Here is a 15636-nt window from a genome sequence, read left to right on the forward strand (position 1 = left end):
ATCTTACTCTAAATTTATTAAAAAAGATATATTTTTATCCAATAATTTTTTAAGTTCATTATTTGTTATTCCCATTGCTTTAATATTTTTTACTTTACTGATAAATTCTAGTTCTTTAGAATTAATATTTAATACACTAACTTCTGTGTTATTATTATTTGCCTTATTTTTAATTCTTTTTAGAGAATTTAAAGAAATGTCTGATGCAACAATTATAAGAAATACTTTATCTAGATTTTCTAACAATCTTTCTCCATAAATAAAATTATTAGATTTAACAATCATTCCAATTGTATTTATAGCTTTTTGTCTTTCATCCACTCTTCGATTTCCTTTTCGATTTTTAATATTTGTTCTTCTGAGAGAGTTATTTTAAAAGCTTTAGAAATTCTCGATTTAGCTCTAATTAATTTTCCAACCTTAAAATTTGGAAGATATAAATAAATACCTCTTTTATTATTTAAATTATCTTTATCAATAATAAATTTACCGTCATTAAAAGTTAGTCTTAATAATTCTGATTTTAAAAATTTCTTATAGGTTATAATGTCTCGACGATAGCTAATTATTTTTGAAGCCAATAATATTAGTCCTCATCATCTGTTAAATAATCTTCGTGGTCTAAATTATAAAAATCATCATCAGCGCTATTAGTATCATAATTATCATTGAAATCTATTGTATCTAGATTAAGATAAGATTCTTCTAAATAATCGTTTACTTGTTTTGATATGGGTCTTACTGTTTGTTTTAACTTATTACCTCAATTTTTAAAATTCTTTTCTTGTAACCATTTACCAGCTTCTAAATCTTTTTCTGAGAGATTCCCATTTCATATAATCTCAATTCCTTTACTTTTAGCCTGCTCAACTGAGTAAATATCAATTTTAGTTTCTGCTAATTTAGCAACAACTTTTACTAAATAACCACCTCTACCAATAGCAAGTGAAATATGTTGTTCTGGGACAATAACAATATATTGATTTTCAACGCCCTCTTTTTTTTGAATAGAAACAACACGAGCCGGAGATAGTGCATTCATTATATATTGGTCCTTATCATCATCATAAAGGACAATATCTATTTTCTCATTATATAATTCTTTTAAAACTCCATTAATTCGACTTCCATTTGGTCCAATACAACAACCAATTGGGTCAATGTTTGGATCATTACTTCTAACAGCAACCTTTGATCTAAACCCTGGTTCTCTAGCAACTTTCATAATATTAACAAGTCCAGAGGTAATTTCGGGAATCTCAATTTCCATTAGTCTCTCAATAAAACGTGGATGAATTCTAGTCAAACCAACTTGTTGGAATTTATTATCCTTATCCACAAATTCTATGTAAAAGAAAACACGATCTCCAACACCAAAATTTTCACCTGGAATTAGCTTCATATTTCAAAACGGAAGTGTTAAACCATCAACGCTTAAAATAATACTTTTTTCTGTAATATCCTTAACAATTCCACTAGCGATTTCACCAATCCTTGGTGTAAATTTATTAAATATAACAGATTTTTCAGCATCTCTAATTTTTTGTTTAACAGCTTGGCCAACTTTTAGAACTGCTAAGTTGGAAAATTCAGTGTTAATATCGATAGGTTCTCGAACAATATCACCAATATTATCATTTTGATATAGTTTTTTGGCATCTTGTTGGGAGATTTCCAATCAATCGTCATCAACCTCTTCAACAATAGTTAATAATTTTCAAACCTTTATCTCTTTTTCTTCTTCATTAATATCTACTTCAATTATAGCTTCTGGGTCAAAGTATTTCTCATAAGCTTTTTTAAACCCATCTCGAATGCCATCAAAAATTACTTCCTTATCAATTTGTTTTTCTCTAACAATATCCATTACAGAATCAATAAATCATGCACTATTAAACATTTTAAACCTCCAAACAAAAATTAATGAAAAAAAGACTCTTGCAGTCTTTTTTCACTAGGTATTTGACTACTATTAGTATAACATAAAAAGAGAAGATTTGGAGAAAAAATATCTTCTATATCACTAATTATTAAAATATTTTTTAAAAAAATATTAATTAGAATTAAATAATTTACAGATTGATGAAATAAATAAAAACACCAATTATTTAAGATAGCATATTTGTAATATTCTTATTAATTTCTTTTCTAAAGATTTCATTGCAAATTTTTAAATAGGCATATCGCTGAACTTTTCATTTGTCTTATCTTTTTCAATAATTTTTATAAGATAAACTATTAAAAAAGTTGCAATGTTAAAAATTGGTATGTAAATAAATATATTTAACTTTTTCTTTGGTAAAATAATTGATGTGAAAAATATATTATCACCCTTGAATCTCTCCATATAGATAAAAATTATATATAGTGAGACAATATAGAAAAAGAAAGCAACTAAAGAGTAAAAAATAGAAATTGAAAGATAATATCCACTAACCGTTGTTCTTCAACGAACAATCGCATATGCCAATGTTATGTATAAAGTTAATGTCCAAAAAATAAAATCAGAAAAAACAATCCAATAGGACTTATAAAATTTAATTCTTTGATATCCCTTAATGAGGAAAATAATACATCAAGAAAAAATAATTAAAAATAATCATATAAAAAGCTCTAAAACCGCAACGTTCATTACATCTCATTTCTATTATCTATTAATTATCCTCTGATGAATATCTAGCAGATGAAATATACCCAGGAAGTTCTTTTATTTTGTCAACTAAAGCATTATAATTAGAAATTCCTTTTAACTCAAATAAAATATTTATAATTTGAATATCACTTTCATATCTTGGATTAATTGAAATAATATTTGCATTATTATTTAAGATTATATTAGCAACATCATTAATAACTTTATTATTTATTAATACTTTAATAACTATATTTGTTATGTAAAAGTTTTCTGGGACATTATTAGCAATTCAACTAGCATTATAACTATTTTCTATTAAATCTGTTTTAGCCATCGATAATATATTTCGACAAATGTCTCGATGAATAAGCAATTGATCAGTACTTTTATCATTTAAAGCAATAATATCGTCAATTGGCAACGGATAACAACATCTCGCCAATTGACACTCTATTCTAATTTTATTTCCAATATTAATATCATTTCTTCCATTTTTTAGGCTAAATTTTGATATTTTTAAAGATTTAACAATTGGAGATATTTTTTTTAGGTCTACATCCTCTAAATAAACAAAATTAATAGCATCCTCTATTGATATATCTTTCTTAGCAATCGCTAGGAGAAATAAATCTTTATTTTTAAATTTTAATTTTCGAATATTTTCTGCAATTTTACGGTCATCAATATCTCATTTGAGATTATGATTAATAATGTATTCATTAACTTGTTCTGCTGCTCTAATTATTAATTGACTATCTGATAATTTTTCTTCAACCTGATTAGTTTTATCTTCTAGATATGTAGTAATTAATTTTTTAGCATCATTTGAACGGACATAATTTAATCAAAGTTTATCAGGTCTCTGGTCTTTTGAGTATAAAATTTCAACAATATCTCCATTATTTAAAACATAATTAAATGATTTTTCAATTCCATTAATTAATGCCCCTGATGTTTTATTTGCTTTAGCTGGGTCAATTTTGTAAGAATAATCTAAAACAGTACTTCCAATTGGAAAGTTAAAAACACTACCATCAACTTGAAGAACATATACAGTTGGTTGAAGTAGGTCTGTTTTAATGATTTCATTAATATTTTCTTTTACATTAACATCAATAATTTCATTATTAAAATTATCAGAAAGATCATTAAGTTGATTTGAAATATTTAAAAGATTATTTATATATTCTGTTTTTTCTTTTCTTTGCTCTTCTTTTTCTTTTTCTGAGAAGTCATCTTCTCCTCTTTTGTATTTTCAGTGAGCTGCAACTCCAGATTCTGCAATTTCATTCATTTTATATGTTCTTATTTGAACTTCAAAAACAAAGCCATCTTTTGAAATAACAATAGTATGAAGAGATTGATACATGTTATTTTTGGGGGTTGCAATATAATCTTTAAATCTTCCTGGTAATGGTGTATATAATTTATGAACAACAGATAAAGCCAAATAACAATCATCAATAGTTTTTGTTATAACCCTAAATGCTAAAACATCTCCAAGATTAATTATTTTTTGGTTTAATCTTTGCATTTTAGAAAAAATTGAGTATTTACTTTTATACCTTCCAAATACTTTTGTTCCCAATATTGAAGAGTAATCTAAGCTCTTGGCAATTTCTACAGATATTTTCTTTACCATCTGTTCACGATTTTGTTCAGATTTTGACAATTCTTCACTAATTAAATTATAAGAAACAGGATCTGTTATTTTAAAGCAGATTTCTTCTAAGTTTTCTCTAGCTTTTTTCATTCCCAATCTATTTGCGATAGAAACATAAATATCTAACGTCTCTTTAGCTATACGAATTTGTTTTTCTGGCTTTAAACTCCCGAGTGTTAAAACGTTACTCATTCTATCTGCTAATTTAACAAAAATAACATTTATATCTTTAACTAGACCAAAAATTAGTTTTTCTAAATACTGACCTTTTAAAAAACTACTATTTTCTTTTGTTAAAAAATTTGATTTTGATAAAGAATCAACCATATTGGCAATATTTTTTCCAAAACTCAATTCAATTTCTTCTTTTAAAACTGGTGTATCTTCAATAACATCGTGTAACAAACCAGCTATAATTGTATCAATATTCATTTTTCATTGGGCTAGATAATAAGCACAAGTTAAAGGGTGAACAATAAAAGGTGAACCAGATTTTCTCATCTGTCCTGAGTGTTTTTTATTAGCATAATAATAAGCATCTTTTACTCGCTCAAGTAAACTATTGTCACTTATATACTTTGAAACCTCATCAAAAAGGATTTGTGGGTCCTCAATTTCTATAAATCTAAATTCTTCTTCTGTGTAATCTTCTTCCATACTACTATTTTATCTTAAAATCTAATCTATTTTATCAAAAAAAGATTATTTATTGCCAAACATCAGAAAATAAAAATTATTTTTATTAATATTTAAATTAAAAAAATCGATATAGTTTATATCGATTTTAATTGTAAAATTGTTTATTTAATATTAATAATCGCCTTAAAATGACATTTATTAAAGAAGTCTTCATTTTTATGTAAAAAGACAAGATCAATAAGACAAATTCCCCCAACTAATTCTCCACCTAAATGATCAACAGCTAATTTAATTGCTTTTGCAGTTCCACCAGTTGCAAATACATCATCAATAAGAATTAATCGATCATTTTTCTTAATATCATCAACATGTATTTCTAAAATTGGGGCATCATATTCAGATGAAGCTTTAAAGGCATAAACTTTCCGTGGTAATTTTCCTTTTTTTCTCACCAAAATAACCCTTTTATTCAACAAGTATGCGATCGTTGTTGCAAAAATAAATCCTCGAGATTCTGGGGCAATAATTGCATCAAATTCTATAGTCTTTGCAATTTCAACAAACTTCTCAATTGCACATTTTAATGCATCATTATTATTTAAGAGCGGTGTTATATCTTTAAAGTCAACACCTTTAATAGGAAAATCCTTAATATTTATAACGTAGTCTGTTAGGTTCATAGTTTATCACAATCCTATCTTTAATTATTGATACCAGCAATAATTTGTTCTTCACCAGTAACATAAATGCTATTAATATGTTTTTTATTTGCAATTTTCTGACGAATACGGAAGCCTTCTAACCATACCAATAATGGAATTGTTAAATATAAGATAACAAGGTTTGATATTAATACACCAATTAAGATTGTAAATCCAATTGTAAGAATCTGATTAAAGGCAACAAGAACTCCTATACTTATTAATAGGTAAAATATAGTAATTAAGATCATACGTCTAAGTGATAACTGATATACTGATGACTTAATTTTTTGAATATATTGATTTGTTTGTTTTTCTTTAATAATTTCTTTCTTATTTAAGATTTTAGCATTATTATATTCTACTCGGTTTAGTTTTTTAAATTGACGATATTCTTGTTTTAATTCAAAAATTTGTTTTCTAACATTATATTTTTCTTCACCAGTGATCTCTGTTCAATATTTTTTATATTCATCTTTGGTAACAGAGGGATCTTTTTTTAGTAGTACTTTTATTTTGTCATTCATCTCTCGACGAAATTCATAATTTTTATCACTACGTTTTTTATTTTCTTTCTTAATTGTTAAAATATTTTCAATTTCATTTTTAAATAATTCTGTTAGTTTTTCCTCATCACGAACAGTTATATTTCTTTTAGCATATAAGAAAGTGGTTGTTAAACTTAACATTGCATAAGCAAATACAAATATAGAAGTTATTAAAGTATTAATTCCGAAAGGAACATAGAATGCAATAATTGTTGAAAATGTAAGACCGATGATAACGAATATGGAGAATAACATTGCCATAAAATAAGTTCATTTATATCTTAATAGGTAGTAGAACAATAACAAAACCATCCCTAAAATAAATGCATAAATATACTGTTTCACTTGTTCTATTGCAGATGATGGAGAAGTTTTTTTGGCTATTGCTCCTCCTGAATCAGAAACTGTCGTTGCCTGAAAATTAATTTTAAAAGTGTTTGCTAGAATCTGTTTAATAAAATATGATTCTGAAGATTTTGACAACTGAACAGAAATTGTAACTCATTGATAAGATTCAGTATTTTCATTAGAAGATGAGGTTGGCAATTTAAAATTAGTACCATATGTTGAATAAACATCATTTATAATTGCAATATCTCCAATACTTGAAGATTGAATTGCATTATGTAAAAATCAGTTAGCATATATGTTATTTGCCAATATTTCTGTTAAGAAATTACCAACAACTTGAGCTTGTTTTTTATTTAGTTCATCTTTAGTAATTACAAGATTAGTTTTCTGAGTACGCGCTTTTTCATAATCTGCAATATCCGATTTTAGATCTTGTTTTAATTGACTTGAAAAATCACCAATAGAACTATCTTTATCGAGAGATTCCATACTTTCATATGCATCTTCTACTGTATCCCCTCAAAATGTATAATCAACTCTATTTGCAAATGAATAATCATAATGTGGGCCAATAACAAATCCCATAAAAGCAGAAATAAGAACGATTAAAACCGCCCCAATTGAAACTAACCTTTTTCCAATTTTAATTTGGTTTAACTTAGAATTTGTTTTAAATCTATCTTCAATTTGAACAACTTCACTATCATAAAAATCATCTTCTGTTCTTGATAAGTATTCATCTAACACAGTATTAATAATTTTTGGTGCATTTTTAGATAAATCTTCCTCATTTTTTAAATATTCATTTAAAAAATCATTTCTAGTTTCTAAAATAATTTTAGTTTTTTCAATTTTAAATCTTATTTTTGAAAGTTTAGCAACTTCATATGTTTCATCATAATAAGCTTCTCTTTTTTCTAACATTAAAATTCTTTTATTTAGACGTTTAATGAATTTTCTTTCTTCTTTGATATCTGTTTTAACCAGTTTAGTTTCTTTCTTCTCTAGTTTTATAAGCAATTTATCAACATGAGTTTCTAATTTTTTAATTTCTGAATTATAATCTTTAGTTCTTGAATTTATTCTATCTAAAGTTTTTTTTCTGCTAGCTTCTAATTTATCAATATCTTTGTTAAGAATAGAAATTTTTGTTTGGGCATTGTTTTTGCCTTCTTGTTCTTTGTAGTATGATATTGTTTCATTTACCGAAAAAACTAAATTATCATATTTTTTTTCAACTGCTACGCTATCAATCTTGTTTTTATTTAATAAATAATTAATTCGATCTCTTTTAGTTTTTATCAAATAATAAATATAAAAATTATCTGTTGAATTTGTAACTTTTGCTGTTGGGAATAAAAATGGGTATGATTCAAATCATCTAGTTTTACACAAAATTTTAAATAACAATATAGATATAATTAAAAACATAAACAGTGAGAATAACAATGATAAAGATAAAGAAATTGTTAGAAGTTTTAAATTAGATGAAGATATTCACAACATACAAACTAATGGAATTAAAATTGCCAAAATTGCATCAATAATTGTTGGTAAAAATTCCTTAATTGAAATATTATATGAAGAATTAATCGACCTTTTTTTTGTAAATACGTTTTCTTTTATATTCTCAAAGAACTGTGCATATAATTCTGTATTGAGTCCAATAATAATAAATAAGGTAATAATTGTTCCGATTCCTGTTGGAATTGAGAATCAAACACCTACACTAAATATAAGGACAGATATCAAGACCATTGCTACAATTGCGACAGCTCCCAATAACCTGTAAACAAGAACTAAATATGTAAGCAAGGCAATTACAAGAATTCCCATGAATATATAAAATACCTCTAAATAATTAGGTGAAACTTTTGGTCCAAATTCATATAGCGAAGAAACCTCGTATCTAAATCCAGCACTTGAGGCATTAAATAATGATGAACCCAATTTTGCCAATGAATATGAATTTACAAATGTAACAAGATATTGACCATTTAAAACAAATGATTGGCCCACCTGTGCTGTTTGCGTTGAACTAGTGTTTAATGTTCCGTCAAAGACAAAGTAGTTCATTAAGGAATTTAAAACGTTTCCATCAATCAAACTACTACCTGTTCCCTTGTAGCCTAGAATTAGATCACATATTACAGGATTAATTGATGAGAAAATATCATGAGTATTTCCATAATTTTTATCTGATTTTTTTCCTTCAGAAGATGAACTATCAAATAAATGTGTAGCCGCATATGTTCCACCAGTTTGAAAATCTTTTGTTGTTGCATTTGAATCATACACATAATTTGAAGTAGAATCCAAGAACTTTAATGTATTATATATACCATTTTGATAAAAATTACCAGCAGATGAAATATCTGCATTAGAATCATCCATCAATGAATCATAAAAAACATGCTTTGGATTATCTTTAGTTGTATATGAACAATAAAACATATCATAAATAATATCTGCTATCAATTTATCTGCAGTTGTTCCACTAGAACGTTTTTTTTGCATTGTTTGTCTTAATGGAGTAATAAAATATTTGTAGTATTGGTCAACTTTATCTTTGGTTGATAGCTTATTTGATGCTGCTTGATAATAGTTTCTTACTAAATTATACATAGAATCTGCATCAACTAAAATAGCTGCTCCACCAGTGAAGTCCTTAGAACCACTACTTCCCCCGCCAGAGTCATCTCCGGCATATAATTTTGTACATTCATTATTATTTTGGGTTAAATTTGGTTTGGGTGTTGTTCCACCTCCAGATAGAGAATTTAAATATGTAACTAAATTTGTTGAATTTAGTTCATACTCTATTACCGGGAGTCTACCAGTTGTAATTGAAATAGCTGTGCTTTTAGCACCTTTTATATAGTTAGACATTGGGTCTCTTGTAAAATTAATATCAGAATCATCTGCTTTTAATGAAGAATAAGTTGGTGGAGTTTTAGATGAATTTTTTACTAATAAATCATCATATTTTGTATTAACTTTACCGTCGGTTGAAATGAAATATACAGACCCAGCACGCTCAATCGCATTTTTAAAAAGTGTTTCATTTGAATATGAACTCTTAGGCGCTGTTACTTTTAAAAAGTTAGAACCAACTTTTTCAACAGAAATGCTATTAACCCCCAAAGGATTTAAACGAGTTTCTAAAGATTTTGCAGCTTTTGAAGAATCACCATTTGGTTGACCATCTGGATTTTGTTGTGAATTTGAGCTTACATCATTAACAGACACTAAGGCAGAATAATAACCCCCTGTATCTGCATCAAATGATTTATTTTCATAATAATTAGACAATAAAAAATATGAACCAATTAGCATTGAAGATAATATTAAAAGAAGTGATACTATACGTAAAAACTGATTTCTTATAAATGTACGTTTAAATTTTCGTTTTTGGGAATTAAGTTTAACTGTTTTAGATTCATTTCTTTTCATTTAATGCTCCCTACTAATTTTTATCAATTGAATAATTTTCAAAAATTTATTAAAACCTTTAATTATTATATTACAAAATCAACCTTAACATACAAAATTATTGCTTATATTGATAAAAATTATTAAATTTTTAATCTATAAAGGACATACAATTAAATTATTTGGCTATGAATCCTTATTATTTTTGTTATAATTTTGTTCACTTTTTTGTTTACTATTTTTTTTAATTAATCTCTCTTCCTCTTTTTTTGCAACTTGCAAAGCTAAATTTCTAATTCTAAGTAGTTCATTTGAATCTTTCATAACATTATTTTTTGCAACTTTTTTTGCATGTTCAAATTCAGATTCTGTTTCGAGGTTAAAGAAACCTTTTATAGATGAAGTTTTAAGTGTCACAATTCTTATCTCAGGATCAATCATAAATAAATCTTTTTCAATTAGTTTTCAATTTAACATTAACATTGATAACAAAATATTTGATCTTTCAATTTTAGTAGTTGGATTTACTCTCATGACATTTCAAGATACAAGATCATTTTTATATCCTTTATCTGACAAAAAATTAACAATTTTTTCTTCTTCTCTTGTGGTTATAATATGTGTTCTTACTTTATATCGAGGGTATAATCAATTAATTGATAAACTTTGGACAACAACACCCAATAATGATGAAAATAGTGACGGTCCAAAAATAAAGAATATTCTTAATTTAGAAGCAATTGGACCATTGATTTGATTTCCATACCCTAAATTTACAGCTTGTCGTAAATTTGCTAGTCAATTATTTGGATTAATAGTAGCAGTGGGATCACGAGAGATTAAATAGGCTTTAACAGATTCATATAATGTTTGTCCATTACCCAATTTATAAGCATTTGCATCGTTAAAAGTGTATTGTGATAAAACATTATATCTCTGTGCAATTGGTATTTCAGCAAGTGGAATTATTAGCGAATTTGCAATTACAACAGAAAATAAAATAATCATATTAATAGTTCTAGCAATATTTCCTAATGGTTTTTTATATTTCATTGAGAAGTAGAAAATTACAAAATCACTTCCACCAGAAGAAGACCCTATTTTATACAAAATTGAATAAGCATAACCTAATAATAACCCAGATAACGCTGAAAAAAGAAATAAAAATATCTGTCCAGATAATGGAGAATCTGATATGATTTGTTGATAATTAACAATAAATGTGAATTCTTTTGTATTTAGAAATGGGATAACTTGTAATAATTGATCAAAAGCCATAGATAGTGTAATATATATAAAAGATGACAATGTAAATTTAAGCCCGATCTTGAAAGCGCCAAAAATAATTAAAGGAATATTTAAAATAAAATAGTATATAAAATAAAATGAACCTTGTTTTGATATATCATTTTTATACGTTACAATTGCTAGAAACCTACATATTGTTCCAAAACCAAAAGAAAAATTACCAGTTTTACCGGTTGAACTTATCAAATAGTCAAATGTTATTGTTGTTAATAGGCTAGCCCACACAACTAAAAGCAATTCTTTTCAAAAACGTTTTTTGAAGTATTGTTTGATAAGAATCATTTGCTCTCTTTTAGATAAAAGATAACTCTCAATATTTTCAATATCTATATTTAATAAATTAGAATTTACTTTCTTTAATGATTCATCAATTTCTTCTTTTGTAAAAACATCCTTTTCAGATTCTAGAACTTCTTTTGTTGACACTATATCATCAACAATTCCATCTTTTTCATTATTTAATTTCATATTAATTTATTTTTCTTCTCACATATAGTTATTATATATATTATTTTATAAAAATAATATAAAAAAACTATTATTTATAAAAAAAATAGAGATTTATATCTCTATTTTAGTTTTAAGTTAACTAATACCTATTCAGGTTTCAATCTTACAGTTACTTTAAATGAACCAACTTTAATTGGATCATAGTCAGTTCTCATAATATCTACAACTGTGTATTTATTTGCAAATCCTTTGTTTCATGTACCAAAATTAATGTTTGAATTAATTTTATTTTTTGATTCAATTCACATTGAGATTCTTTTATTTCTCAACGCAGGTATCTTAGCAAAGATTTTTATTTTTGCAAATGGAGAATCAGTTTCTTTTAACATTTCATTCAAGTGTTTAATAACCTCATTTGATACTAATTTAGTTCCAAATGTTTTATCTTCAACAAATTCATGAGTAGCATTATTTGATATATAGAAAGTAATTGGCATATCAATAGTTACTAATAAGTTTTTATTAACAACTGTTGCACCTTCGTAAGTATAACTTGATTTATCTTGACATTTGTCTGCAATTGCTTTAGATATGTTTTTACACACATCTTCAATTGATGAGAAATGTTTTACTTTAACATCATATTTTGCTGATTTATTTCACAATAATTCATCATCGTTGATATCATAGTTTTCAAGAAATAACATTTTACGCAATCATTTCTTAGGAGCATGTTTTCATTCATCTTCCCCTAAAATAACTTTTGATGGTCCTTCTTCATCAAATTTTGGTTTCATTACTTCAATAATGTCCAAAGCTTCAGAAGTTTTTTCTTTCCCATCTACCAATAATAATGATGGTCCGATTCCAGATAGTAATTTAGCTGTATTTGCTTTGAATTTTGCAATTCATCCATCATGTTCTCATTCATATAATTCAAAAATAGCTTCCAATTCATCATTATTACATTTTGAAAAGTCAATTACATATTTTGATGATAATAAATTGAACAATCTAGCAACTAAATATTTTAAGGTGTTTGATGTTTCATACATTTTAAATTTATGTAATGGATCATTATCTCATGGAGATAATGCATTATTATACATAATTTTCAATGAGAGGAAACCTATACTTGATTTTTTTGCAACTTGTGCAATAGCACCAGCCTCAGTATCAATAACATCAATTGATTGACCATATTTGTCAACCATTTCTTTAAATTGTTTAGAATTATAAATTAACATATCAGCAGTTCCTATAATACCGTCTGATACTCCTAATTTAAAGTTTCTAATTTCCTGTACAAATTCATCGTTAAATGTAAATGCCTCTGGTTCATGAACTATTTGTCCATATTTAATATCCTTAAATACAGTTAAATCTGCATCACGGTAAATGAATTTTGTTCCCAATACTGTACTTGCTGTATCAAATTTATCATTTGTAGATAAAGCAAGATCAATATTAATTACAGTTTGCATTTCTGCATATTTTTCCATTAAATATGTCATCGCCATTGCTGCATTAGCCTTACCATAACCAGTAGTTGCGATTATGAAAGACTTGTTTTTAAACCTTACTATTTGAATAACAACATTTCTTCATCAGTATTTTTTTAGTGTTTTTATTCCTTCACGGTCTTTTACACTAAAATATGCCGTTGTTATGATTCCTATCATATATTCACCATTTCCTTTTTTCTACCCATTTTATATGGGGTGGTTGTTTATAAAGAAAAATTAACCTAAAAGTTAATATTTCTTGGCTTGTGAGTTTTTATTTTTTTTTTAAAAAAACAAACACTATCTCAACAAACAAGCAATTATTGAGATGTTAATATTATTATATCTAAAAAGTATATCATAAAGCAAGGAAAAAAGATATATTTGTGTTTTTTTTAATTTTAGTATAAATCGTAAAAAAAAAGATAATTGAACCAATATTTAGATATATTTGTCAATTATATGTAGATATTTTTTTATATAAAAGATATTAAGTCTATTTTTGCAATAATTTTAAATTAGTTATCGACTTCATTATATTTCTGCTTTAATTTATCTAATTTTGCTTTTGCTTTCTCTTTTTTCTTTCTTTCAAGTTTAGCTTTTTCTGCTTTTGTTTGTTTTTCAACTACCTTACGATTACGTCTTTTATCAAGAACTTGATTTAGTTTGGCAATTTGTTCATCACGAAATGCAATTTCTTCTTCTTTTAGTTCTCGCAAATTATCAAGAGTTTCATTTAAGGATTTAACAATTTGGGAAGTAGACTCTGGGTCATCTGGGTCATAATACATAACATTATCGAATATATCTTGTGAAGCTATATTTGGCATTCCACCAACAACCAATGAGTGAAAACGATTATATTTTTGTTTTAAATTAGTTAAACGAAGTCTCTGAACATTAGACATTGAATTTAGCATAAAATCTGAAATCATCAATAAATCTGCGCGTTTAAAGTCTTCCTCTCACATTTTATCCATAATTTGGTCAAATGCTGGACTTGCATTGGTTAACCCGTAAAATGATTTAGAAATGAATTTTAATAACTTATCTATATTTAACTTCCTTGCTAAAATTGTAAATTCCTCAACATCTTGGGCAAAATTGTATATCACAATATCCCTATCCCCTTTTAAAGCAACCTTAACAACTGCAAGTGCTAGTGCTTTAGCAATATACTCACCCGCCCCCTCCATTGAGCTTGATGTATCAATACAAATTATAAATTTTCCTTGATCAATTGGGATTGGAGCTTCATATTCTACTTCTTCAATATCGTGTTCAATAACAACTTCTCTTGATTCAAATAAGAGTGTCTGCAATTCACTTTCCACAAATTTTTTATAAAAAATAACTTCTAATTCTGGGTCAAAAAGATTTACAAGTTCTGAAGGCATTATTCTTTCAATATTATTTGAAGCAGTTACACCAACTATTTCTTCGGGATTAGTTGGTAGCTTTTTATATGTTGGATATGTCACAATTTGCTCTGTTATATTTTTTTCAAACTTATCATCTTCTCCGTTAAGACGACCTAGCAATTCAACTATTTTTAATATACTAGGGTCTTTATAAAGGTAATCTGCAAATTTTGCCACAGAATCAATATTTTTTTTATCTAATTCTTCATCAATTTCAACATTTTTTCCAAAAACATCATAAAAATTTTGATAAATCTTAGAATATGATTCATATTTTCTGATTATTTCATAAATTTCAACTAAAAAATCATATCGTAGATCGTCTGCAGCCTTTAATCTAAAATCTAGTATTCTTTTATTTAACATAAAAGTTCATGTTCGAAAAAATTCATTTAACCAATCTCGTCCTCTTAATTCAATATAACCGTTATCAATTTTTTGTTTCATTGTATCAATATACATATAAAATGGCGAATCAAAATCTTCTAATTTTTTTCTCATAACATCCAACTTTTGTGATAAAGATACTTCATCATATCTCTCGGATATAAAGTTAAAATACGCAATTTCATCTTTAATTGGCTTTGGTAATGGAATCTGTTTAACAGTTGAAAAATTACTTGCACTAAAAAAGTTATTAATTTTATCATCCAATTGCTCTGCTGCATGTTTGTTTTTTTCTTTAAAAAGGATAAAATCCTTATTCTCGATAGCTAATTCTTTTTTTTTGGCAATTTCTTCTAAAAATTTATTTTCGATATTTTTTTCATTGAACATATTTATTTCCCATTTTCCATATTATAGCATATTTATCTAATTATTTTTATCATTTATATATAAATGACAAAAAATGCCTTAAGCATTTTTTATCAACTGTGGATATAGAGATTAAATTTTATATAAATCTCAATTTTTATAAAAAATTTGCAGTATGGTGGAATATTATAAAATTTGTCATATCATATTTGTAAAAAATATTT

At 26.1% G+C, this 15636-nt stretch carries 10 protein-coding genes; all 10 read right to left on the bottom strand.

All coding sequences use genetic code 4. From position 1 onward, the window contains the following. Window positions 1-3: 3 nt before the first annotated feature. The 10 genes from AAHM97_RS03300 to AAHM97_RS03345 all read right to left on the bottom strand — a co-directional run bounded on the left by AAHM97_RS03300 (window position 4) and on the right by AAHM97_RS03345 (window position 15433). Window positions 4-321 (bottom strand): hypothetical protein, encoded by a 318-nt coding sequence (locus AAHM97_RS03300; protein WP_342268520.1) that lies wholly within the window; start codon window positions 319-321, stop codon window positions 4-6. After that, window positions 297-581 (bottom strand): DUF448 domain-containing protein, encoded by a 285-nt coding sequence (locus AAHM97_RS03305; protein ID WP_342268521.1) that lies wholly within the window; start codon window positions 579-581, stop codon window positions 297-299. Before AAHM97_RS03305 ends, AAHM97_RS03300 begins: the two co-directional genes overlap by 25 nt. Before the next feature lie 5 nt (window positions 582-586). After that, window positions 587-1900, bottom strand: a complete 1314-nt coding sequence (gene nusA / locus AAHM97_RS03310) for a transcription termination factor NusA (RefSeq protein ID WP_342268522.1) — start codon at window positions 1898-1900, stop codon at window positions 587-589. A gap of 270 nt (window positions 1901-2170) precedes the next feature. Next, window positions 2171-2632, bottom strand: a complete 462-nt coding sequence (locus tag AAHM97_RS03315) for a hypothetical protein (RefSeq protein WP_342268523.1) — start codon at window positions 2630-2632, stop codon at window positions 2171-2173. Window positions 2633-2654: 22 nt separating this feature from the next. Further along, window positions 2655-4955: a RelA/SpoT family protein gene (locus AAHM97_RS03320; protein WP_342268524.1), complete on the bottom strand. Its 2301-nt coding sequence runs from the start codon at window positions 4953-4955 to the stop codon at window positions 2655-2657. 143 nt (window positions 4956-5098) lie between these two features. Beyond that, window positions 5099-5617: an adenine phosphoribosyltransferase gene (locus AAHM97_RS03325; protein ID WP_342268525.1), complete on the bottom strand. Its 519-nt coding sequence runs from the start codon at window positions 5615-5617 to the stop codon at window positions 5099-5101. Between the two features lie 20 nt (window positions 5618-5637). Continuing rightward, complete coding sequence (locus AAHM97_RS03330; protein ID WP_342268526.1) at window positions 5638-9990, bottom strand: protein translocase SecDF, variant type; 4353 nt, start codon at window positions 9988-9990, stop codon at window positions 5638-5640. A gap of 165 nt (window positions 9991-10155) precedes the next feature. Next, on the bottom strand, window positions 10156-11745 hold the full coding sequence (locus tag AAHM97_RS03335; protein ID WP_342268527.1) for a YitT family protein: 1590 nt from the start codon (window positions 11743-11745) through the stop codon (window positions 10156-10158). Window positions 11746-11873: 128 nt separating this feature from the next. Then, window positions 11874-13409, bottom strand: a complete 1536-nt coding sequence (fib, locus tag AAHM97_RS03340) for a cytoskeletal motor fibril protein Fib (protein ID WP_342268528.1) — start codon at window positions 13407-13409, stop codon at window positions 11874-11876. A 341-nt stretch (window positions 13410-13750) separates the two neighbouring features. Next, the gene (locus tag AAHM97_RS03345) at window positions 13751-15433 is read right to left on the bottom strand and encodes a hypothetical protein (protein ID WP_342268529.1); all 1683 of its coding nucleotides are present in this window, start codon (window positions 15431-15433) and stop codon (window positions 13751-13753) included. Window positions 15434-15636: the final 203 nt, after the last annotated feature.

It is taken from the genome of Spiroplasma endosymbiont of Aspidapion aeneum, assembly GCF_964031045.1.
Lineage (GTDB): Bacteria > Bacillota_I > Bacilli_A > Mycoplasmatales > Mycoplasmataceae.